20 protein-coding genes are annotated in these 23,378 nt (G+C 41.8%); 5 read left to right on the top strand and 15 right to left on the bottom strand.

Annotated elements, in window-relative coordinates; genetic code table 11:
- Positions 1-9 precede the first annotated feature (9 nt).
- Both A3M5_RS0100240 and A3M5_RS0100235 read right to left on the bottom strand, forming a co-directional pair.
- Positions 10-786: an enoyl-CoA hydratase gene (locus A3M5_RS0100240; RefSeq protein WP_018391738.1), complete on the bottom strand. Its 777-nt coding sequence runs from the start codon at positions 784-786 to the stop codon at positions 10-12.
- A gap of 140 nt (positions 787-926) precedes the next feature.
- The gene (locus A3M5_RS0100235; protein ID WP_018391737.1) at positions 927-2,150 is read right to left on the bottom strand and encodes a DUF445 family protein; all 1,224 of its coding nucleotides are present in this window, start codon (positions 2,148-2,150) and stop codon (positions 927-929) included.
- A 279-nt stretch (positions 2,151-2,429) separates the two neighbouring features.
- On the opposite strand from A3M5_RS0100235, the gene A3M5_RS0100230 reads away from it, so the two are divergent.
- The gene (locus A3M5_RS0100230; RefSeq protein ID WP_018391736.1) at positions 2,430-2,639 is read left to right on the top strand and encodes an alpha/beta-type small acid-soluble spore protein; all 210 of its coding nucleotides are present in this window, start codon (positions 2,430-2,432) and stop codon (positions 2,637-2,639) included.
- Between the two features lie 52 nt (positions 2,640-2,691).
- Here the strand turns inward: A3M5_RS0100230 and fumC are convergent, their stop codons facing one another.
- From fumC to A3M5_RS0100175, 11 genes are all read right to left on the bottom strand, one after another.
- Complete coding sequence (fumC, locus tag A3M5_RS0100225) at positions 2,692-4,080, bottom strand: class II fumarate hydratase (RefSeq protein ID WP_018391735.1); 1,389 nt, start codon at positions 4,078-4,080, stop codon at positions 2,692-2,694.
- 307 nt (positions 4,081-4,387) lie between these two features.
- Positions 4,388-4,987 carry a 3-isopropylmalate dehydratase small subunit gene (gene leuD, locus A3M5_RS0100220; protein WP_018391734.1) on the bottom strand — a complete coding sequence of 200 codons (600 nt, stop codon included), beginning with the start codon at positions 4,985-4,987 and terminating at the stop codon, positions 4,388-4,390.
- 23 nt (positions 4,988-5,010) lie between these two features.
- Complete coding sequence (gene leuC, locus A3M5_RS0100215; protein WP_018391733.1) at positions 5,011-6,420, bottom strand: 3-isopropylmalate dehydratase large subunit; 1,410 nt, start codon at positions 6,418-6,420, stop codon at positions 5,011-5,013.
- A gap of 106 nt (positions 6,421-6,526) precedes the next feature.
- On the bottom strand, positions 6,527-7,636 hold the full coding sequence (leuB, locus tag A3M5_RS0100210; RefSeq protein ID WP_018391732.1) for a 3-isopropylmalate dehydrogenase: 1,110 nt from the start codon (positions 7,634-7,636) through the stop codon (positions 6,527-6,529).
- Between the two features lie 18 nt (positions 7,637-7,654).
- Positions 7,655-9,202 (bottom strand): 2-isopropylmalate synthase, encoded by a 1,548-nt coding sequence (locus tag A3M5_RS0100205; protein WP_018391731.1) that lies wholly within the window; start codon positions 9,200-9,202, stop codon positions 7,655-7,657.
- Positions 9,189-10,211, bottom strand: coding sequence for a ketol-acid reductoisomerase (gene ilvC, locus A3M5_RS0100200; RefSeq protein ID WP_018391730.1), 1,023 nt, complete (start codon positions 10,209-10,211; stop codon positions 9,189-9,191). The genes A3M5_RS0100205 and ilvC overlap by 14 nt, the downstream gene beginning before the upstream one ends.
- Positions 10,212-10,249: 38 nt before the next feature.
- Positions 10,250-10,771 (bottom strand): acetolactate synthase small subunit, encoded by a 522-nt coding sequence (ilvN, locus tag A3M5_RS0100195; RefSeq protein WP_018391729.1) that lies wholly within the window; start codon positions 10,769-10,771, stop codon positions 10,250-10,252.
- Positions 10,768-12,504, bottom strand: a complete 1,737-nt coding sequence (gene ilvB / locus A3M5_RS0100190) for an acetolactate synthase large subunit (protein ID WP_018391728.1) — start codon at positions 12,502-12,504, stop codon at positions 10,768-10,770. Before ilvB ends, ilvN begins: the two co-directional genes overlap by 4 nt.
- 482 nt (positions 12,505-12,986) lie before the next feature.
- On the bottom strand, positions 12,987-14,654 hold the full coding sequence (ilvD, locus tag A3M5_RS0100185; RefSeq protein ID WP_018391727.1) for a dihydroxy-acid dehydratase: 1,668 nt from the start codon (positions 14,652-14,654) through the stop codon (positions 12,987-12,989).
- 249 nt (positions 14,655-14,903) lie between these two features.
- Positions 14,904-16,805: a transglycosylase domain-containing protein gene (locus tag A3M5_RS21835; RefSeq protein WP_231373209.1), complete on the bottom strand. Its 1,902-nt coding sequence runs from the start codon at positions 16,803-16,805 to the stop codon at positions 14,904-14,906.
- Between the two features lie 225 nt (positions 16,806-17,030).
- On the bottom strand, positions 17,031-17,207 hold the full coding sequence (locus tag A3M5_RS0100175; RefSeq protein WP_018391725.1) for a twin-arginine translocase TatA/TatE family subunit: 177 nt from the start codon (positions 17,205-17,207) through the stop codon (positions 17,031-17,033).
- 418 nt (positions 17,208-17,625) lie between these two features.
- On the opposite strand from A3M5_RS0100175, the gene A3M5_RS0100170 reads away from it, so the two are divergent.
- Together A3M5_RS0100170 and A3M5_RS0100165 are read left to right on the top strand one after the other, a co-directional pair.
- Positions 17,626-18,063: a low molecular weight phosphatase family protein gene (locus A3M5_RS0100170; protein WP_018391724.1), complete on the top strand. Its 438-nt coding sequence runs from the start codon at positions 17,626-17,628 to the stop codon at positions 18,061-18,063.
- Positions 18,064-18,145: 82 nt separating this feature from the next.
- A complete protein-coding gene (locus tag A3M5_RS0100165) occupies positions 18,146-18,970 on the top strand; it encodes an EcsC family protein (RefSeq protein ID WP_018391723.1) in 825 nt (274 codons plus the stop codon).
- A gap of 209 nt (positions 18,971-19,179) precedes the next feature.
- Here A3M5_RS0100165 and A3M5_RS0100155 read toward each other — a convergent pair whose 3' ends face one another.
- Positions 19,180-20,505 carry a SpoVR family protein gene (locus tag A3M5_RS0100155; protein ID WP_018391721.1) on the bottom strand — a complete coding sequence of 442 codons (1,326 nt, stop codon included), beginning with the start codon at positions 20,503-20,505 and terminating at the stop codon, positions 19,180-19,182.
- Between the two features lie 83 nt (positions 20,506-20,588).
- The gene (locus tag A3M5_RS0100150) at positions 20,589-22,322 is read right to left on the bottom strand and encodes a phospho-sugar mutase (protein WP_018391720.1); all 1,734 of its coding nucleotides are present in this window, start codon (positions 22,320-22,322) and stop codon (positions 20,589-20,591) included.
- 150 nt (positions 22,323-22,472) lie between these two features.
- On the opposite strand from A3M5_RS0100150, the gene A3M5_RS0100145 reads away from it, so the two are divergent.
- A complete protein-coding gene (locus tag A3M5_RS0100145) occupies positions 22,473-22,892 on the top strand; it encodes a disulfide oxidoreductase (protein ID WP_026221521.1) in 420 nt (139 codons plus the stop codon).
- 3 nt (positions 22,893-22,895) lie between these two features.
- A complete protein-coding gene (locus A3M5_RS0100140; protein ID WP_018391718.1) occupies positions 22,896-23,366 on the top strand; it encodes a thioredoxin family protein in 471 nt (156 codons plus the stop codon).
- Positions 23,367-23,378: the final 12 nt, after the last annotated feature.

The raw sequence follows: 23,378 nt of genomic DNA, 5'->3' as shown, positions 1-23,378 counted from the left end.
TGCGTTTTTTTACTGGTTGTTAAAGATCGGCTTGCGTTTTTCTAAAAAGGCGCGAAGCCCTTCATGATGATCGTCACTTTCGCGCATTTTCAACTGTCCATGTTTTTCAAGCTCAAGTGTTTTTAAAAGCTGTGGCCTGTTTAAGTCGGCGATTATTTTTTTCGTTTTAATCATTGCCTGAAGCGGCTTTTGATGAAGTTCATTGATCAGATAAGCTACTTCTTCCTTTATCGTACCTGATGCAACAGCACGATCTGCAAGCCCCATTTCTGCGGCTTCTGTCCCACTCATTACTTTTCCATCCCAGATCACTTTTTTCGTTTTGATCGGCCCGATACGTTTCTCAAGCATAAAGTGAGCACCACCATGTGGAATTAAACCGATATCAATAAAATTCATTGCCAATTTCGAATCCGTTTCGCATAAGATAAAATCAGCTGCAAGAGCAATGCTAAGTCCAAGACCAGCAGCTGCACCGTGAATAGCTGCTATGGTCAGCTTTGGCATTGAATAAAACGCTAATGCAATGTCTGTTACTGTGTCCTTAATACCATTAAACTGTGGTTCATCTATCGTTGACATCATTTCTTTTATATCTCCCCCAGCTGAAAAAACGGGGCCCGCACCGGATAAAACGACGATTTTCACATCACTATTTCCACTTATCTCTTTTAAATATTCACACAGTTCTTTCATCAATGCAGTATTCAACGCGTTCATCGACTCCGGCCGGTTTAATTGAATGTATGCTGTTTCCCCTTCAATTAAACAAAGTAGATTTTCCATCTTTTCGCCCCCCGTCATTCTATTTTAAGCATATAAAAAAATAAAATGAAACTTTCTTCAATAAGTGTTTACCATCCATCCCTCTTCAGTAAACGATTTTTTGTCATTTTTCACGCATACGGGGAAAAGACGCTCCCCGATCATGTAGGGAACGCCGTCACAATCAGTGCTTGTGCAATACCGATCAAGCCACCAAGCAAAGCGCCGAGCAGTGTTATCATTTTTAATTCACGATATGTGATATCAAGAACAATCCTTTCTAACCGGGCTATCGAGAACGTTTCAATTTGCTTGCGGACAATATCGGCGATTTTCAGTTTTTTCATAAACTCCGGAATGTATACCATCATTTTCATAATACCTTTATCCATTATTTCCGGAATGAGTACGCCAATGATTTTTTCTTCAAATGGAAGCGCATAGGCTGATACTGGCTTATTTAAAATCATTTGAATATCTAGTTGTCCGATAACAAATTTCTTCGCTTTATTCATAACTTTCTCATCAGAAAATTGATCAAATACGTCCGCCCATTTCCATTCATTTATTTTATCCCATTCATTTTTCAAAATAACATTCAATAAGTCTTTCGTGCCCGGGCTCGTTAAAAACTTAATCATTTCCGAACGAATTTTATCTTCAATCGGCGTGTTGCCTAGCACCATTTGGATCATCCCTCCAAACTTTCCTCTTTCTCGGAGAAAATTATTGGTCATTTTTTTCACACGATAACGGCCGGCTTCACCAGAAAAATATTCAACACCTTTTTGTAAAATATAAGAAGACACTTCTGGAATTTTGCTTTCCATTTTATCAAGCCATTCGACTGGCAGCGATTCTTTTACAGTTTGATCGATGTAAAAATCTTTAATGGAATTGTATTTTTGATCAATCCATTCATTTATTTTTACTTCTACTTTTAAGCCTGCTTCCGGAATGTGTACTTTTTCGAAAAATTCTGTTACCGTTATGTCAGATTGAATCCACTTTTTCACTTTTGCCTGCAAAAATGATTCCATTTCACTGCGAAATTCAGATTCGTTTAATTTTTGTTCAATCGTTTCCGGTGTCAATAACTGTTCATCAACAATTTTGCCCACCTGCTTTGCCAGTTCTGTACGTCGTTTTGGGATTAATCCTGGTGTGAAGGGAATACGCCATTTGCCAATATAGCGGACCTTATGGGGTCTGAAGAGCATTTGAATCGCTACTGCATTCGTGACACCGCCAATCACCGCACCAATGACACCCATAAAACAAATAAGCCAGAAATCATTCAACATTTTTCCACCTTCCATGTATGTAAAAACGATACCGATTCCCAGACGGAACGGCATCCCTTCAGCTTTCTGCTTTTTAGCCACTATATGACGCTTCTTAAATCGCATTGCCTGCTTTTTATTCCATTAATAGGTAATTATATATGGATATTATAGCATATCATCCAAAAAAATACTTGTGAGGTCTGCTCCCCATTAATAGGAAACAACTACCTGCTTATACTTTGTATAAATGATTGCGTACAATCCATACTACTAGCATAATCAACAACGGGTCGCACCGGCAGCTCCGGGCGATCAATCACACGCGGCGGTGCAACTCCGTCAGACCCGGCCAAAACAAGAAAAGGGAGATGAACAGTAATGGCAAACAACAACAACAGCAGTTCAAATCAATTGGTCGCTCCAGGTGCACAACAAGCTATTGATCAAATGAAGTATGAAATCGCGTCTGAATTTGGTGTTCAGTTAGGTGCTGACTCAACATCCCGTGCAAATGGTTCTGTTGGTGGCGAAATTACAAAACGTCTCGTTCAAATGGCCGAACAGCAATTAAGCGGCTTCCAAAAGTAAATATTTAAAAGGGGAGCCATCTCAAAAGCTAGACTTTTGAGATGGCTCTTTATTATTTTTTCTTTTCAGACAGATTCACCATTTGCAGTGGATCAATCCAGCGGTCATATTCTTCTTCGTTCAAATAGCCTGATGCAAGTGCTGCTTTTTTTAGTGTTGTCCCCTCTTTATGTGCCGTCTTAGCGATTTTCGCTGCTTTTTCATAACCGATATGCGGATTCAGTGCTGTCACGAGCATAAGCGACTGTTCCATTAATCCACGGATAACGTCGAGATTCGCTTCAATTCCTGATGCACAGCGTTCATCAAATGAGCGAATTCCATCTGCTAGCAGGCGAATTGATTGGAGCGTGTTATATACGATAACCGGCTTGAACACATTTAATTCAAAATTCCCCTGACTTGCAGCAAATCCGACGGCTGCATCATTGCCGAATACTTGAACAGCTACCATCGTAAGTGCTTCACTTTGCGTCGGATTCACTTTCCCTGGCATAATGGAACTACCCGGTTCATTTGCTGGAATCGATAATTCCCCAAGCCCGCTTCTCGGACCGCTTGCAAGCCAGCGAACGTCATTGGCTATTTTCATTGAATCAGCTGCCAATGCTTTTAAGGCACCATGTACAAAGACCATTTCATCATGACTCGTTAACGCATGAAACTTATTTTTCGATGAAACAAACGAATAACCAGTCTGCTTTTTTAACTGTTTCGCTGTTTGTTCACCAAATGTTGAATCCGCATTAATACCGGTTCCGACCGCTGTACCTCCGATGGCCAGATTTAGCAGCCCTTCTTTAGCCTGGTCAATCATTTCTTCACTGCGGACAATCATATGACGCCATCCGGAAATTTCTTGACCGAGCGTTAACGGCGTCGCATCCTGCAAATGAGTACGGCCGATTTTAATAACATCCATATATTTTTTTTCTTTCTTTTTCAACGTCTTCTTAAATTGCTTCAATGCCACTTTTAAACGTTTTTCAATCTCATCGTACACTGCAATATGCATAGCCGTTGGAAATGTATCATTCGAGCTTTGTGACATGTTGACATCATCATTTGGATGAATAAATCCCTCTTTTCCCGCAAGCTCTGAAGCACGTCTCGCCACCACTTCATTCACATTCATATTGGATTGCGTGCCGCTTCCTGTCTGCCAGACGACGAGTGGAAAATGTTGATCCCATTTGCCCGCTAAAATTTCATCACACGCTTCAATAATCACGTTCATTTTGTCTTCAGGCAGCTTGCCAAGTTCACCATTTGCGGCAGCCGCTGCTTTTTTTAAATGAGCAAAAGCATAAATCATTTCAATCGGCATTTTTTCCGTTCCAATTGGGAAGTTTTCCACACTGCGCTGTGTCTGTGCCCCCCAATATTTATCTGCTGGTACTTTCATTTCACCGAGAGTATCATGTTCAATTCGAAACTCCATTATTCATTCCTCCTTCAAAATTCATCTATTTACACGTTTCCCTTTTTCCGTCACATCATGCCTTCAAAATAGAATAACGGTATAAAAATTCCAAACAGTTCATAAATCTTTCTTCTTTTTATTACTTTTTCATAAAAGGTTTATGTAGTAGAAATGACGGGAACATGATTCAAAACAGGTGCTTATGAGGTGACGTAGATATGTTAAAAACAATTTTAATGATTATTGGTGCCATTGTTGTTATTTCATGGATTATTTCGATGTTTTAACATACAAAAGAAGGATTCCTTGGCGGAATCCTTCTTTTTTAGCTGTATTGTTGGCCATACACTTTTTCTTCGTATTGACGAATGTAATCTTCCTCTGTAAGAGTAACAGAAATCTCATCCCATCCGTTTAAAAGCATTTTTTTCCAGTATGGATCGATGTCGAAGTGAGCTACAAACCCATTTTCATCTTTTACCGATTGCTCTTCAAGGTCAACGTGTAAACGGTAGCCTTCTTCTTTTGAACGCTCCATAATCACCGCTACTTCTTCTTCCGTTAACTTAAGAGCAAGAATACCGTTTTTCACACTATTGTTATAAAAAATATCAGCATAGCTTGGCGCAATGATAATCCGGAATCCATAATCAAGTAATGCCCATGGCGCATGCTCACGTGATGAACCACATCCGAAATTTTCACCTGCAACAAGTATTTCGGCGCCTTCATATTGTGGCTGGTTCATGATGAAATCTTCTCGTTTATTGCCATCGTCATCAAAGCGCCAGTTATAAAAGACAAACTGACCAAAACCTTGACGCTCAATTCGTTTTAAAAATTGTTTTGGAATAATTTGATCCGTATCAATATTTGTACGGTTAAGTGGACAAACGACACCGGTAAATTGATTAATTGGCTGCATAATAGACCGCTCCTTTATTATGATTAATTGACGCTTGATAATTGGCGAACATCCGTAAAGTGACCTGTCACAGCTGCTGCTGCTGCCATTGTTGGGCTGACAAGATGTGTTCTAGCACCATTACCTTGACGTCCTTCAAAGTTACGGTTTGATGTTGATGCACAACGTTTGCCTGCCGGAACAATATCATCGTTCATCGCAAGACACATAGAGCATCCTGATTCACGCCACTCGAACCCTGCTTCCATAAAGACTTTATCAATTCCTTCTGCCTCTGCTTGCTGCTTCACTGTTTGCGAACCCGGTACAACAATGGCTGTTACATTGTCTTTTACTTTACGACCTTTCGCTACTTCAGCTGCTGCACGTAAATCGCTAAGACGAGAGTTTGTACATGAGCCAATAAAAACGAAATCAACAGGGATATCGGTTAACTTTGTACCTGCTTCAAGGCCCATGTAGTCAAGTGCAAGGCGAACCGATTCTTTATCTGCTTCACGTTCAAATTGGTCAGGTGATGGGACAGTACCTGAAATACCGCTGCCCATTGACGGATTTGTTCCCCATGTCATTTGCGGCTCGATTTCTGTTGCATCAATTTCAAGTGTTTTGTCGTATTCTGCTCCTTCATCTGTTGCCAAAGCTAGCCACTTTGCTGCTGCGGCTTCAAATTCTTCACCTTGGGGAGCATAGCGGCGTCCACGTAAGTATTCAACAGTTGTTTCATCAGGGCTTACGAGACCTGCACGTGCGCCTGCTTCAATAGACATATTGCAAATCGTCATGCGCTGTTCCATTGTTAAACTGCGGATTGCTTCACCTGTATATTCCATTACATAACCTGATCCAGCATTTACGCCAAATTTCGCAATAATCGCAAGGATGATGTCTTTTGACTGAACACCAAATCCAAGTTTTCCATTCACTTTAATTTGTAACGTTTTCGGACGTTGCTGCCAGATTGTCTGCGTAGCAAGAACATGTTCTACTTCACTTGTACCAATACCGAATGCAAGTGCACCGAACGCACCGTGTGTCGACGTATGACTGTCTCCACATACAATCGTTTTCCCTGGTTGTGTTAATCCAAGTTGTGGACCGATAACGTGGACAATCCCTTGATCTGGATGATCAATATCTGCAAGCTCAATCCCAAATTCACGGCAGTTTTGCTCAAGTGTTTCAATTTGTTTTTTAGAAACTTGGTCATTAATGATGTGACGGTCAATCGTTGGTACGTTATGATCCATTGTCGCGTACGTTAAATCAGGCCGTCTGACGCGGCGTTCACTAATCCGCAATCCTTCAAATGCCTGTGGAGATGTTACTTCATGAACAAGATGTAAATCAATATAGAGAAGATCCGGTTTCCCTTCTGCTCTGTTTACAACATGATTTTCCCAAATTTTTTCGATAACGGTTTTCTTCGTCATGCCCAGTCCCTCCTCTTACATATGTGTATTTTTGATAAAAAACGGGGACCCCTTCCTTTCCTGCAATATTTGCAAGTAAGAATAGAATCCACCGTGGCTTTTCCCTTTACATATAAACGATCGTATCAGTTAAAACATCTGATCCGTTTGCTACACGTTGTGTCACGAGTTCAATCATTTTATCCGTTCCGACCACTGTACTGCCTTCCATTTGTAAATCCGGTGTGCAATATCCGTCGTTTAAGACAGACTGTACAGCACGCTCAATCGCTTCTCCTTCTTCACGCATGTTGAATGAATATTTCAACATAAGCGCAGCCGATAGAATCATCGCAAGCGGATTTGCTTTATTTTGTCCGGCAATATCCGGGGCAGAACCGTGGACCGGTTCGTATAGACCGAAGCCGCTTTCTGACAAACTTGCAGATGGCAGCATACCGAGTGAACCAGTAATCATGGATGCTTCATCACTCAAAATGTCGCCGAATAAGTTTTCTGTCACGATGACATCAAATTGTCCAGGGCTTGAGATAAGTTTCATCGCCGCAGCATCGACATACATATGATCAACTGTCACACTCGGATAATCTGATGCTTTTTCATTGACGATTTCACGCCACATACGGCTTGATTCAAGAACGTTCGCTTTATCAACAGACGTTAATTTGCCTCCGCGTCCGGCGGCAAATTCAAACGCTTTGACAACGATCCTTTCAATTTCAGCTCGTGTATACTGAAGAGTATCCACAACGACTTCATTGTTCTCACCGCGTCGTTCACTCGGTTTCCCAAAGTAAAGGCCACCTGTTAACTCACGGACGATCAGCATATTTACATTTTCGGCAATTTCAGGCTTAAGCGGAGAAGATTGCACGAGTTTCTGAAATGATGGAATCGGACGTAAATTTGCAAACAGTCCAAGTTCTTTACGAATCGCGAGCAAACCGCGCTCTGGACGTTCTGCTGACGGCAAGTTATCCCACTTTGGACCACCTACTGCACCGAGCAGCACAGCGTCACTATTCCGGGCAAGCCCCAGTGTTGATTCCGGAAGCGGCGTGTTATGTGCATCAATCGCTGCACCACCGATATCGGCATACTCAATTTCAAATTCGTGACCGAAACGCTTACCTGCTGCCTGCAAAACAGCAGCAGCTCCTGATGCGATTTCCCGGCCAATTCCATCACCTGGCAATACGGCAATTTTCTTCTTCACATAAACCCCTCCGTTGCATTAAATATGTGCTTTTTCAACTCCAGATTGTCGTGCTTGTAATGTGACCGCACGATTAACTGCGTTTAAATACGCAAGCGCGGATGATTCAAGAACATCCTGTGCGGTGCCGCGGCCACTTGATTCCATTCCGTTCAATTGAACGCGGACATGTACTTCAGCGAGTGCATCTCGTCCGCCGCCAACCGAGTTGATTTTGTAATCAAGCAATTTCACTTCTTCGTCTACTATTCTTTCAAGCGTGTTATAAATAGCTTCAACGCTTCCTGAACCGGTACTCGCTTCAGTTACAGTTGTCCCATCAGGCAAGACAGCTGAAATCGTTGCTGTCGGAATATGCTCTGTTCCATACTGAACTTGTATGCTTGACAATTCATAGCCTTTTACATCCGTTGCTTGCGTTTGCTTGTCTGCAAGAATGGAGAATAAATCTTCATCTGTAATTTCTTTTTTACGATCAGCAAGTTCTTTAAACGTTTTGAACGCATCATTAAGTTTTTCTTCTGTTAATTCAAAACCAAGTTCTGCTGCTTTACTTTTAAACGCATGGCGGCCGGAATGTTTCCCCATTACGAGCTTATTGGCATTTAGTCCAATCAATTCTGGCGTAATGATTTCGTATGTTGTCTTTTCTTTCAACACACCATCCTGGTGAATTCCTGATTCATGAGCAAATGCGTTGTCGCCAACGACTGCTTTATTTGCTGGGACAATCATGCCTGTCAACTTGCTGATCAAGTTGCTTGTGCGCTTAATTTCATTTAGCTTCAAACCAGTTGTCGCTTTGTAAAAATCGTTACGTGTGTAAAGAGCTACTGCCACTTCTTCAAGCGCCACATTACCCGCTCGTTCACCAATTCCATTAATTGTTCCTTCGACTTGACCCGCGCCGCCTTCAATCGCCGCAAGCGAGTTTGCAGTTGCCATGCCAAGATCATCATGACAATGAGTGGATAAAATCGCTTTGTCGATATTACGAACATTTTGCGTCAAATATTGGAAAATCTCTTTGATTTCCCGCGGCGTAATATAACCGACCGTATCAGGGATATTAATAACCGTTGCACCAGCATCGATTGCTGCTTCTGCCACCCGTGCAAGGAAATCGAGTTCTGTTCGGCACGCATCTTCTGCAGAAAACTGTACTTTTGCAAAATTTCGTTTCGCATATTTAACAGATTCCACTGCACGTTCAACCACTTCTTCTTTACTCATCTTCAATTTATACTCTCGATGAATGGGGGAAGTCGCGATAAAGACATGAATGCGTGGTTCTTCTGATCCTTTTAACGCTTCCCATGCTGCATCAATATCTTTTTTGTTTGAGCGGGCAAGACCAGTTACAGAGCTGTTTTTAACGGTATTCGCAATTTGCTTAACAGCGTCGAGGTCACCGGGAGAAGCGGCTGGAAAGCCCGCTTCGATGACATCTACACCTAATCGTTCTAGTTGCTTTGCAATTTCGAGTTTTTCGATTGTATTTAAGTTTACACCTGCGGATTGTTCTCCATCGCGCAAAGTTGTGTCAAAAATCTCAATTTTTTGCACCAGAACCCACTTCCTTTTTGCCTTGTTTAATAAATGGCATTAACGCACGTAGCTCTTTCCCAACAACTTCAAGTTGATGTTCACTTTCACGACGAGTGATTGCTGTAAACTCAGGACGGTTTAATTGGTTTTCCTGCAACCAGCCTTTTGCAAATTTACCTGTTTGGATATCAGTCAATACATCTTTCATGCGTGCTTTCGTTTCAGATGTAATTACGCGTGGTCCCGAAACGTAGTCACCCCATTGTGCTGTATCTGAGATTGAATAGCGCATGCCTTCAAGGCCGCCTTCATACATTAAGTCAACGATCAATTTTAATTCATGCAGGCACTCGAAATAAGCAATTTCCGGTTGGTATCCAGCTTCAACAAGTGTTTCGAAACCAGCTTTAACTAGTTCTGCTGTACCTCCGCAAAGAACGGCTTGCTCACCGAATAAATCTGTTTCTGTTTCTTCACGGAAAGTTGTTTCAAGAATACCTGCACGCCCTGCACCTACACCTTTTGCATAAGCAAGTGCGATATCTTTCGCTTGTCCTGTTACATCTTGATAAATAGCGAATAATGCAGGTACGCCTGCGCCTTGCTCATACGTGCGGCGAACAAGATGGCCCGGACCCTTTGGTGCAGCAAGGAATACATCGACATCAGCCGGAGGTACGATTTGGTTAAAATGTACGTTAAAACCATGAGCAAATGCAAGAGCTTTTCCTGCAGTTAATTCAGGCTCGATTTCTGCTTTGTAAACAGCAGTTTGATATTCATCTGGAAGAAGGATCATGATAAGATCTCCTGCCGCACTTGCCTCACGTACTGTTTTCACATCAAATCCGTCTGCAGTTGCTTGATCAAATGATTTACCCGGGCGAAGTCCTACCACTACATTTACGCCGCTTTCACGAAGGTTCAAGGCATGTGCATGGCCTTGAGAACCGTAACCGATGATTGCAACCGTTTTGTTAGAAAGAACTGCTTCGTTAATGTCACCATTGTAATATACTTTTGTCATTTTCTTCATCCTCCAAAAATTGTTTGATTTTTTTTATTTTAATTTAAAATAGAAAACGGTTTTGATTCCGACACAAGGCGCTGTGAACCGCGTTTAATCGCTGTTTGTCCTGTGCGGGCTACTTCTTTAATTCCATAAGGACGAAGAAGTTCAATCATCGCTTCGATCTTCTCGAAGTTTCCGACAACTTGAATAGTAACACTATCTTTCGCCACGTCAATAATCGTTGCACGGAACGGCTCGATAATGACGTTAATTTCAGCACGCGTCTGCGGCGTCGTCATTACTTTGAGAAGCGCAAGTTCACGCGTCACAATGGCCTGATCCGTAATATCATTTACTTTTAATACATCAATTTGCTTGTTGAGCTGTTTTAGAACTTGCTCAACCATGCGGGCATCTTCCACATGAACGACGAATGTCATTTTTGACACGCCTTCCGTTTCCGTTGCACCGACTGTAATACTTTCAATATTAAACTGGCGGCGTGTAAATAACCCGGTAATCCGGTTTAAAACACCGCTCTGATTAAACACAGTTGCTGTTACAATTCGTTTCATTGCGGTTTCACTCCGATCATTTCATGAAGTCCTTTTCCTGGCGCGATCATCGGATAAACCATTTCTTTCGGCTTAATGCGGCAGTCAATTAAGACTGGCTCGTTGTCCGTCAATGTTTCGCGCAATACTTTCGCCGCTTCTTCCTCAGTCGAAACTTTGTAGCCTCTAATTCCGTATGAATCAGCTAATTTTACGAAGTCTGGCTGTACCGGGATAAGCGACTGTGAATAGCGCTCTTCGTAAAATGTTTCCTGCCATTGACGAACCATGCCGAGCGCCATGTTATTATATACAATAATTTTAACTGGCAGCTTTAATTCAGCAACAAGACCTAGTTCTTGCAGCGTCATCTGGAATCCTGCATCACCAGCAATCGCTACAACGGTTTTATCTGGTTTTGCAATTTGTGCACCGATCGCTGAAGGGAAACCGAAGCCCATTGTACCTAAACCGCCTGATGTTACCCATTGATCTGGTTTGTTGAAACCATAATATTGCGCTGTCCACATCTGATGCTGTCCAACGTCTGTCGTCACAATGGCATCGCCTTCTGTAATTTCGTGAATCATCTTCATTAGGAGTTGTGGTGAAATCCCTTCGCCATCTTCTGTATTCCAGAGTGGATTTTCCACTTTGTCCTGCTGCAGTTTTGCACGCCATTCATCTGCTTTTGGCGCTTCAAGATCAAGGCTCATAATCTTTTTCAATGCCGCACGGGCATCCGCAACGATCGGAATGTGTGTTTCAACATTTTTACCGATTTCAGCAGGATCAATATCAATATGAGCAACCGTTGCACTAGGTGCAAAATGAGCTAAATTTCCTGTCAAACGGTCATCGAATCGTGCACCGATATTAATAAGCAAGTCTGTTTCATAAAGGGCCTTATTCGCTGTATTTGTGCCATGCATGCCGCCCATGCCGAGGAACAATGGATGATTCGCCGGGAATCCACCAAGGCCAAGCAATGTGTTAACGACCGGAATTTGCATTTTTTCAACAAATTGAAGCAACTCTTCAGATGCTTTTGCATGCAACACTCCTGCTCCGGCCAGAATAACCGGTTTTTTCGCCTGTACAAGCGCCCCCCGAAGCTTTTTCACTTGCAGACTATTCGGTTTAAAGTTCGGCTGATAGCCTGGAAGATCGACTTCCGTTACAAATTCAGGCTCACCGATCATGCCCGCAATATCTTTCGGAATATCGATTAATACTGGCCCCGGACGTCCTGTTGTGGCAATATGAAACGCTTCATGAACGATTCTTGGCAAATCATTCATATCACGAACTTGATAATTATGTTTTGTGATCGGCATTGTAATCCCAATAACATCTGCTTCCTGAAATGCATCTGTCCCGATAACGCCTGTCGCAACCTGGCCTGTAAAAACAACAAGTGGAAGGGAATCCATCATTGCGTCCGTAATACCCGTTACAAGATTTGTCGCACCTGGACCGGACGTGGCAAGAACAACACCTGGCTTGCCGGATACACGTGCGTATCCTTCAGCTGCATGAATCGCTCCCTGCTCGTGTCGAGCTAAAATGTGACGAATTGGATTTTTATATAATGCATCATAAAGCGGAAGAACGGCTCCGCCTGGATATCCAAACATTACTTCTACATTTTCTTTTTTTAATGATTCAATGAATAAATCGGCACCGTTTATCGGACCTGCTGACGCTGCTGTTGTGTCTACTTTCAATTCTTTTACCTTTGCATTTTGGCTCATTATTATTCTCCCTCCAAATATTGGTTTTTTCCGTATTGGCAAGAGGTGACTTCTTCAGGCCCTCAGAATAGGGGCACAAAAGCGTTACGACGGCTGGATTGGTCGTCGGGCGAGTACCGATACACAGGACGCAGCAGCTCGCGAGCGTTGTCCTTACTTAAACAAAAAGAAAAGTCTCTTCACGCCTGCGCCTGCCTAAACAGTATACGCAGGGGTGAAAAGACCTCATCACTTTTCACGGTACCACCCTGATTCACGGCACTTTTCTCAAATGCCGCCTTATGGACCATCGACCAACCGACCGGTCCTTTTGATAACGGGTGACTTGCACCCGGCTCTCCCTACTGGATGACGTTCAAGAAAGCACTCAGAGGGGATGTCGCGGTAGGATACATTCCCGGCTCTCAGCAATAACCGGTTCTCTGTGAAATGTAAGTTCCTACAACTTTTTCCTCGTCAACGTGTTGTATGTTCTGAATTCATTAAATTTTCATGACGCCGCCTGTATTAGCGGATGTAACAAGTTTCGCATAGCGTGCTAGCCAGCCTTTTTTAATTTTTGGTTCAGGCTGTACAAAGTCGGCTTTACGTGCTGCCAATTCTTCATCTGTTAAATCAACATTCATTGTACGATTTGTTAAGTCAATAATAATTTTATCACCATTTTTGATGAATGCAATAGGTCCACCTTCCGCTGCTTCCGGAGATATGTGTCCAATTGAAATACCGCGTGATGCACCGGAGAATCGTCCGTCTGTCATCAATGCAACTTGTTTACCTAGACCTCGTCCGGCAATAGCAGATGTTGGTGTTAACATTTCCGGCATACCCGGACCACCTTTTGGTCCTTCATAGCGAATGACAACAACATGTCCTTCTTTTACTGTACCATTGTTAATATTTTCAACCGCCTCATCTTGCGATTCAAAAACAATCGCTTCTCCTTCAAATACTTTAATAGAAGGATCGACGGCTCCAACTTTAATTACTCCGCCATCAGGCGCTATGTTCCCATACAGGATAGACAAGCCGCCAACTGGGCTGTAAGGATTTTCTTTCGGACGAATTACGTTTTCGTTTTTAATCTTTGCCTCTTTTACGTTTTCATAAACAGATTTACCTGTGATCGTAATCCGATCGTTATCGAGCGCACCTTCGATTGAACAAAGCTCGTTAATAATCGCACTAATTCCGCCAGCACTATGAACATCGGCCATTGTGTAATCCGATGCCGGGCTGATTTTCGCTAAATACGGAATTCGTTTTGCAACTTCGTTGATCTCATTTAAATCATAATCAATTCCTGCTTCATTTGCAATCGCCAATGTGTGAAGTACCGTATTCGTTGAACCACCCATTGCCATGTCGAGCGCAAATGCATCGTCAATCGCTCTTTTCGTCACAATATCGCACGGTTTTAAGTCGTTTTCAATTGCATTCATTAAGTATTGTACCGCCTCTTTAATAAGACGATGACGCTCATTTGATGTTGCTAAAATTGTTGCGTTCCCCGGCGGTGTTAAACCGAGCATTTCCATCAATGAATTCATTGAGTTTGCAGTAAACATACCCGAACACGAACCACAGGTTGGACAGGCATTTGTTTCAATATCATTAAGCTCTTCTGCTGTAATTTTACCTGATAGATGAGCGCCGACGCCTTCAAATACAGATGTCAGTGTAAGTGGCTGGCCTGTTGATGAAGTTCCGCCTTCCATCGGTCCTCCGGAAACGAAGACAGATGGGACGTTCGTTCTTACAGCCGCCATCAACATACCCGGTGTAATTTTATCACAATTTGGAATATAGAATACACCATCAAACCAGTGTGCATTAATAACGGTTTCTGCTGAATCCGCGATTAGTTCACGACTCGGAAGTGAATAGCGCATTCCGATGTGGCCCATTGCGATCCCGTCGTCGACACCAATTGTGTTGAATTCAAACGGGACACCGCCCGCTTCACGAATTTCTTTCTTTACGACTTCGGCAAATTTATTTAAGTGGACGTGACCCGGAATAATGTCTATATACGAGTTACACACCCCAATAAATGGTTTGTGTAAGTCTTGCGTCTTAACACCGGCTGCATAAAGCAAACTCCGATGCGGGGCGCGTTCGATCCCTTTTTTGATCATATCGCTGCGCATTGTATCTCCTCCAAGATGACTGGCCATGCATGTATTCATTCATGCTTTTGACATAGTGTTAAAATAATTTTTAATCTGAAAATTAAATTTATATTGTGTTCAATGATAACGTGCTTTTCCACTTTGGTCAACACCTTTCAACCATTTTTCCGCCATAATTAGACTTATTTTTCAACCTTTTATGTCGAAAGCGGTTTCGTTTAAAACATCAATAAATGCAGCCGAATGGAATTCCATTCGGCCGCATGATTAAAACCATTCATTTAACTTATCAACAAATCGATCATACCAATTTTCTTCTTCTATTTTTGCGTCTTGATCTATTGTATCGACATCAAATGACGTTTCTCCTATATCGGCCATTATTTCTTCGACAATTTCTGCAAACAATGGAACAGCACCATCTGAACTGTTGCCAGATAAGTAATTCGTTTCACTTACTTCTTCCACGCCTACCCAAACAGCCCCAACTAAATTTGGTGTATACCCGACAAACCATTGATCTTCCGTTCCGGTAATCCCTTCAATTGGCACTTGCGTTGAACCTGTTTTACCAGCAATATCAATACCGTCCACTTGCGCTTTTCGTCCCGATCCCCGCTCAACGACCCCAAGAAGCATCGATGTCATCGTATCTGATACTTCTTTTGTTGTAACTTTCACTTCTTTCGGTTCCCATTTGGGTTTAATATCGCCCTCTGGTCCAACAATTTTTTGAATAAAGAAGCTTTCTTTTCGAATCCCTCTATTCGAAAACGTCGTATATGCTTCAGCCATTTGAAGCGGTGACACTCTCGGTTTTATATCTCCGAGTGCGATACCCAATGTTTCATCTTCCGTTTTAAAACCGAACCGGTGTAAGGCATTGAGTCCATTTGTTAAACCTATTTGATCGAGCAGCCAGACAGTCGGGATATTGAGTGACTTTTCAACAGCTCGGTACATTGGTACTTCCCCTTCGTATGTGCCGCCGAAATTAGATGGAGAATACCCGCCACCAAATGTCATCGGTTCATCTTTCAGCATATCTGTCGGCTTGTACCCAGCTTCAAGAGCTGGCGTGTAGACAACAAGCGGTTTAATTGTAGAGCCCGGTGACTTTTTCATCTGCGTCGCAAAACTGAAACCACGGAATACATGTTCACCCCGCCGGCCAACAACAGCCAGTACACCACCTGTTTTCGGATCCATTAAAACGGTGGCACTTTGTGCATCTTCCCCACTTACCGTTTGAGGAAAAACGGAGCTGTTTTCGTATACATCTTCAAGTCCCGACTGTATATTCTGATCAAGTGTTGTATAAATATTGTAGCCTTGTGTAAGCAAATCATCTTGTGTTAAACCAAAACGCGAAATCGCTTCATTGATCACAGCATCTGCAAAATGCGCATATTTTCCTTTTAGCGGATCACCGCTCGTATCTTTAAGAACGACACTTGTATCCGCTGTTTCATCTGCCTGCTGCTGCGTTATATATCCGTATTTGACCATTTGATTTAAAACTACCTTCCGCCGGTCGAGCGCATTTTCCATATTGTCAATTGGATTGTAGCGTGACGGTGCTTTCACCATCCCCGCAAGCATCGATGATTCTGCTCTCGTTAAATCTGACACATCTTTTCCAAAATATTTTTTCGCTGCATTTTGAACGCCCCATGCACCATTTCCAAAATAGCTCGTATTTAAATACATCTCTAAAATTTCTTCTTTTTTATATACTTTTTCAATTTCAATCGCGAGAAATAGTTCCTCTATTTTTCGTCGATATGTTTTTTCTGGCGACAACAGCGCATTTTTCGTCAACTGCTGTGTAATTGTACTCGCTCCCTGCACGCGTGATCCTGCCATGACATTTGTAAAAGCGGCTCGGAATATGCCTTTCACATCAAATCCGCCATGTTCATAAAAGCGACTATCCTCAACAGCGACGATCGCTTCCTGTAAATGCTCGGGTATCTTGTCAATGGATACACTATCTGTTCGGTTCGCAGAAAGTTTGCTTGCTTTGTCTCCGTCACGATCATAAATGATTGTCGACTGCGACAACCCTTGCTTTAATGTCTCCACATCCGCGGATTTCATAAAATAAAAACCAATTCCAAGTCCCACAAGTAAGACAATGGATGCGAGCAAAATTGTAATCTGCGTCATATGAAACTTGTGCCAAATATGTTTTATAAACCTTTTTATTACTTTCATTTCTGTCTTTTTCCCTTCTAAAAAATGCGGTACGGACTGTTCTCATTTTAAGCACACTCTGTCAAATTGCAACAAAAATGACTAAAAACAAGGCCTATCCCTATACGAATCGGGTACGTAATAAGTTCCACTCTATCAAAATAAAAAGATAAAAAAATAAGCGTGGCAGCTGCCCGCTTATTTTATTTCTGGTTTCTTTTTATCGTCATCGTCTTCCATAACATTTTTCATGCCACGTTTAAACTCGTGTAATGTTTGACCTGCTGCACGGCCAAGCTGAGGAAGTTTCGACGGTCCAAATAATAAAAGCGCCACAATTAAAATGATGGCTACTTCGCCAAATCCAAGATTCATTATGCATCAGGCTCCTTTGCGATGATTGTGCATATCCAGTATAATCGAAAAACATTTTTTTGAAAACAAAAAGGAAAATAATCGATATGCCCATTTTCTTTTTACCACTATTCATTTCATCCCTTTTTTCTGTTACTCGTATAACATGTATTTGAATGAAATATGTATACAATCACAAATATTATATATATTTCATTGCTGCTACTCCTGTTCAAAATTCAATCAAAAAATTTTTTCGAGTATGCTAAGATGAAAAACGTGTTAATTTTGCATACTACGTTTAACCTTCCACAAAGTTGGTAATATAGTACTGTTACGTTCGCATTATTGTCTAGCGAGTATTTTAGTTACTGATGCTTAATTTCTATAGGGACTGGGTATAAAAAGTATAACCATCATACCAAAGGGGTCAGCAGTCATGAAAAATAAAACAATCTTATTTCTGTCACCTGTTAATCATCTGAGCATGATGGCAGAAGGATGGGCAACCCGCTTAAATAAGCCATCCTGGAATGTGATCAGTACTTCTTGTATGAATGCTGATTACGATGTCTTACCTGTTGAAGCGATGAAAGAAGTTAATATTAACATTGAGAGTCAGACACCACATTCGCTTAAACCTCACCTTGTTCATGAGGCTGATGTCGTTGTTGCTATTTATGATTTTCAGCGTGACAGTTTACCGGCGCTTCCTGATGAAGCAGGACGGAAAGTATTACGCTGGAATATACCCAATCCAGTATATTATGAAAAAATGCCCGAGCGATGGGCGGCCTATCAGATCGTCTGTGATGAACTTGCCGTCAAAATAAAAGAGCTCGAAAAAGAGTTAATTATGGCCCCTTCTTCGAAATAACATTTGCCGAAGCAGGGGATTTTTTTGAAACTTCTTACGATTTTTGTACGTACATATTGTTGAAAGGCAGGGATTATATAGGATGGAAACGAAAGAACAATTATTAGAAGAACTTGAATCGATTAAACGCTGGGAAAACGATCAAAAAGGATTATGGATCTGGGATAAACTTGCTCGTCTTCCATTTGCTTTTCTCGATCGAATGACTCCCTCATTTATTCAAAAACGAATCGGTGCCCTTCTGGATGAAATAGGTTACTACATTCAAAGCGGTGGCAAATATTTAACACAGCAGCGCGGTACTTTAAAAAAACTGGAACGTAATGCAGGAATGCCTGTTCATGCTATTGAAGATGTTACAAGTATTCCACTGAGAGCAATGGATGAAACAGCCCTTTCTATTCAGAAAACTCACGCAAGTGCTGCAACTGTACAAGGTGCCACAACCGGTGTCGGTGGGTTTTTAACACTTGCTGTAGATATTCCAGCAACGCTTGCTATTTCATTGAAAACATTGCAGGAAATCGCGGTTTCATATGGATATGATCCAAACGAACGTGAAGAGCGCATCTTTATTATTAAATGTTTGCAGTTTACGTCATCGGATGTAGTGGGCAAAAAAGCCATTTTACAGGAACTATCTGATTATACGAACCGCAGTAATAACAAACAAATCATTTCCCATTTGCAAGGCTGGCGTGAAGTCGTTCTTGGTTATCGAGAGCAATATGGCCTAAAAAAATTATTCCGTCTCGTACCGATTGTCGGCATTGTGTTCGGAGCCTTATCAAACCGTTCCATGATTGAAGATATCGCCGATGCTGGCATGATGCTGTACCGGAAACGCCGTATTTTAGAACGGATGATATCTCTAGATGCAAAAAATGAATCTGAAAATCGCCTTTAACGCGGTTTCTCAGATTCGTTTTTTTTTCATTAATTTGCCTATTTCATTTTTATCCCCGTATAAATAAAGCTTATCACCTGCCTGTATCGTTTCTTCGCGGAGGTCTTTGCGCACATTCATTTCACCTCACTGAATAAATAACAAATTCACATCTTGTCCTTGATCAAATACATCACCGTTGTGTATCTTTTTCGTTCCCGTGTATTTATTTACGTAAACGCTTTTCCATATTTCCGCTTAATCCCGTCTTTTCCATGTGTAAAGACTGTCGTCCGTCCATCTACAACCGTTTCGATATGAACTGGTCTTCCCCACAGTGTATATATGTGTGGCATCGTATGCTCTAAATAACTAAGATCAAGCTCTGTACCTTCATACGAATGAACGATATATAACTCACCTGCATTTATATAATTGCTGTCTGTCACACTTAAATATGGGAAGCCGCTATTCACTTTGGATGCGGTCAAATGATCCCGAACATTCTCCCAGCTTTTTTCTGTAATCGTCCAATGACTCCCCTTTTTTTCGTACAAATACATCTCTTCTTTTTCTACAAATTCTTTCGTCATGTAATTTCGTAAAAACGATAGATCCGATTCCATCGCACGTACCTCAAACAGTTTGTCACGGCTTCCGTACTGTTCTTCAATGTGCTCGTACAGCTTCACACCGACATAATATGGATTTAACCCCATTTTTGATGGCTGGACAACTTCTGCGTTTAAACGAGCATAGTCAATGGCTTCTGCCTCAGGCAAATCAAGCTCACGCATAATTCGCATATGCCAGTAAGATGCCCATCCTTCATTCATAATCTTCGTTTCCATCTGCGGCCAAAAATAAAGCATTTCTTGACGCACGATCATAATAATTTCTCGCTGCCAATCTTTCAAAATAGGGCTGTTTTCCGCAATAAATTTAAGTAGGTCTTTTTCACGTATAGGTACATCAACTATCGGTTCTCTTTCTACTAAAGGGTCCCATAAGTCATCATACAAATGCTTTCTTGGAGCCGTTATTAATTGATCACCGCCGCCAATTTCTCCATGCGGATCCACATGCTCTTCAATTGACAGCACTGCATCTAAAAATGTTTCCACTTGCTCAATACCAAACTCATCTGTCAACGCTTGAATACGGGCAGCAGCCGACTCCATCGACGTCACCATTTTCCGATTTGTTTTTTTGAAGTGTGCATTGTTTTTAAAAAAGTCGGCGTGAGCGAGTACGTGTGCCACAATTAATTTGTTTTGAACAAGTGAATTCGTATTTAACAAAAACGCACTGCACGGATCCGTATTAATAACCAGTTCATATATTTTACTGAGCCCCATTTCATACTGGAGCTTCATTTTGTAAAACCGTTTTCCGAACCGCCAGTGCGAAAAACGGGCGGGCATCCCGTATGCACCGAACGTATATATAATATCAGCCGGACAAATTTCATAGCGCATCGAATAAAAATCGAGACCAAAATCGGCGGCAATATCCGTTATTTCATCAATTGCATATTGAAGGTCGTTCTGTTTCATCCACCATCCCCCCTGACTCATTTTATGCAGAAGGATCATAAACATGAAAAAAGAGAGACAGAAATAACCTGTCTCCCTTTTCCCTATCCTAGCAAATTTTGAATTTTTTCCATAAACTGTGCTTGGATACGTTCAAGTTTTCTAGATACACCTTCAAATGATTGATCTCTCACACCGAAATAAAATTTCACTTTTGGTTCGGTTCCAGATGGACGTGCACATACCCAGGTACCGTCTTCAAGGAAATATTTCAATACATTTGATGACGGCAGGTCAATTGTTTCTTTCGCCTTTGTCATGATGACCGACCGTTCACCCGTCTGGTAATCTTCAATCGATGCGATAGGAATGCCTGCAATGTCAGCTGGCGGATTCTCACGGAATGACGTGAGAAGCGCATCAATTTGTTCAGCACCGTCTTTTCCTTTCAATGTCAGCGATTGTAGTCCTTCTTTGTAATAGCCTACACGCGTATATAAATCCATTAGTGCATCGTGAAGTGTTTTGCCTTGCTTTTTATAATATGCACATGCCTCAACAGCCATAAGCGCTGCTTGTACTGCATCTTTATCGCGGGCAAAATCACCGATTAAATAACCATAGCTTTCTTCATATCCAAATAAAAATGTATACTCGCCTGTTTCATTATATTTTTCAATTTTTTCCCCGATAAATTTAAAACCGGTTAATACGTCTTCACATGAGACACCGTATTGTTCCGCCGTAACGCGTCCGAGTTCAGAGGTCACAATCGTTTTAAAAATACGGCCATTTTCAGGGATAGTCCCTTTTTCTTTTTTCTGGGAAAGAATATAGTCAACCAGTACAGCACCCGTTTCATTCCCTGTTAAAAGTACGTATCCGCCTTTGCCATCTTTCACCGCAACGCCAAGCCGATCAGCATCCGGATCGGTTGCGATTAAAATATCTGCATCGACTTTCTGTCCATCGCGGATCGCCAGTTCAAAGGCTGCTTTTTCTTCTGGATTCGGTGATTTCACCGTTGAAAAATTCGCATCCGGCTTCTCCTGTTCCGCAACGACTGTTACGTTTTTATAGCCGAGTGCGTCGAGTGCCTGGCGAACCGGCTTATTGCCTGTCCCATGTAATGGAGTAAATACAATATGAATATCTGTTTCTTCTGCTGCCTGAGGCCATTCAGAAATCGTAACGAGCTTATCTACATAGGCGGCATCCATATCCGCGCCAATCATTTTAATCAGCCCATTTTCTTTCAATACCGCCTCATCTTCTACTTGAATATCAAGCTCGTCGCCTGCTGCATATACTTGTTCAATCACACGGTCGGCCGCAGCCGGCGCCAATTGTGCTCCGTCCGGGCCATATACTTTATAGCCATTATATTCAGGTGGATTGTGACTCGCTGTAATAACGATCCCTGCATATGCGTTTAGTTGACGTACCGCAAATGACAATTCAGGTGTTGGCCGGAGTTCATCGAATACGTATGTTTGAATGCCAGCAGAAGCGAGTGTTTTGGCACTTTCGATTGCGAATTCAGGTGATTTATGACGCGAATCATACGCAATGACGACACCGCGTTTTTTTGCTTCAATTCCCTGCTCTACTATGTATGCAGCAAGACCTGCCGATGCTTTGCGGATCGTATATACATTCATGCGATTTATACCGGCACCAATTTCGCCGCGCATTCCGCCTGTACCAAATTCAAGATTTTTGTAAAAAGCGTCTTCTAAACTTTTTTCATCCGTTTCAATCTTCACAAGTAATCCATTTATTTCTTGATCAAGCGCCGGATGATTTTTCCACCGGCTATACTCTTCTTTCCAGGCCACAGGCAATCCCTCCAAACTCGTATTTCCACTATCATACCACCAGTTTACGGAATTTTACAGTATGAATTTGGCACACATTGTTTTACTTTTTATCGTAATTCAGACTATAATGCTATTGTTCACAAATTAAATTCATAACAGGCAGGGATAATGATGCTAAAAAAAGACAATTTACTTTTCATCGCATGGGCTACATCTTTTACAGCGATGCTCGGCAGTCTTTATTTCTCGGAAATTGTCGAATATGAGCCGTGCGAACTTTGCTGGTATCAGCGTATTTTGATGTATCCGCTCGTTCTTCTACTAGGACTTGCTGTCGTAAAAAAAGATATAAAAGCAGCGATGTATTCTTTATTGATGTCTGGAATTGGCGGACTCATCTCGCTTTACCATTACGGCATTCAAAAAGTGACCTTTTTAACAGATACTGCCCCGGCATGCGGACGTGTTCCATGTACGGGTATGTATATTAACTGGCTCGGGTTCATTACGATTCCGTTTTTAGCCTTTACAGCATTTACAATTATTTTCATTGCTAGTTTATTGATTTTAAGAGGAAAAGGAGAATAAACGTTGAAAAAAGTAATAATTTTTGCAGCGGTGCTCGTACTGATTTTCGGTGGGATTGCCTTTATTACACAGTACCAGAAAGAAAAAGCTTCAGAAGGAAATCCGTACGGCAAAGATGATCTTCATACTGAAACGGTGAAACAGCTTGATGATCCAAACTACCAAAATATCGTACAGCCTGACGATCTGGCAGAAAAACTTGAAAATGGTGAAGATGCCGTTGTGTATTTCTTCAGCCCTACTTGCCCACATTGTCAAGAAACGACACCTGTGTTAATGCCTATTGCAGATGATGAAAATGTAGACGTTCTTCAATACAACTTGCTTGAATTTGAGCAGGGATGGGAGGATTATGAAATTGAGTACACGCCAACGCTTATTTACTTCGAAGGCGGGGCCGAAAAAGACCGTCTTGTCGGCAGTCAGCCGGATAGTGAATGGCAGTCATTCCTCGGAAAAGCGAAAGAGCAATAATAAAAAAAGCTG

The organism is Bacillus sp. 37MA, assembly GCF_000372765.1.
Classification (GTDB): Bacteria; Bacillota; Bacilli; order Bacillales; family Domibacillaceae; genus Domibacillus; species Domibacillus aminovorans.
Note: the sequence above shows the minus strand (reverse complement) of the source record. Positions and strands in the feature narration are given on the sequence as shown.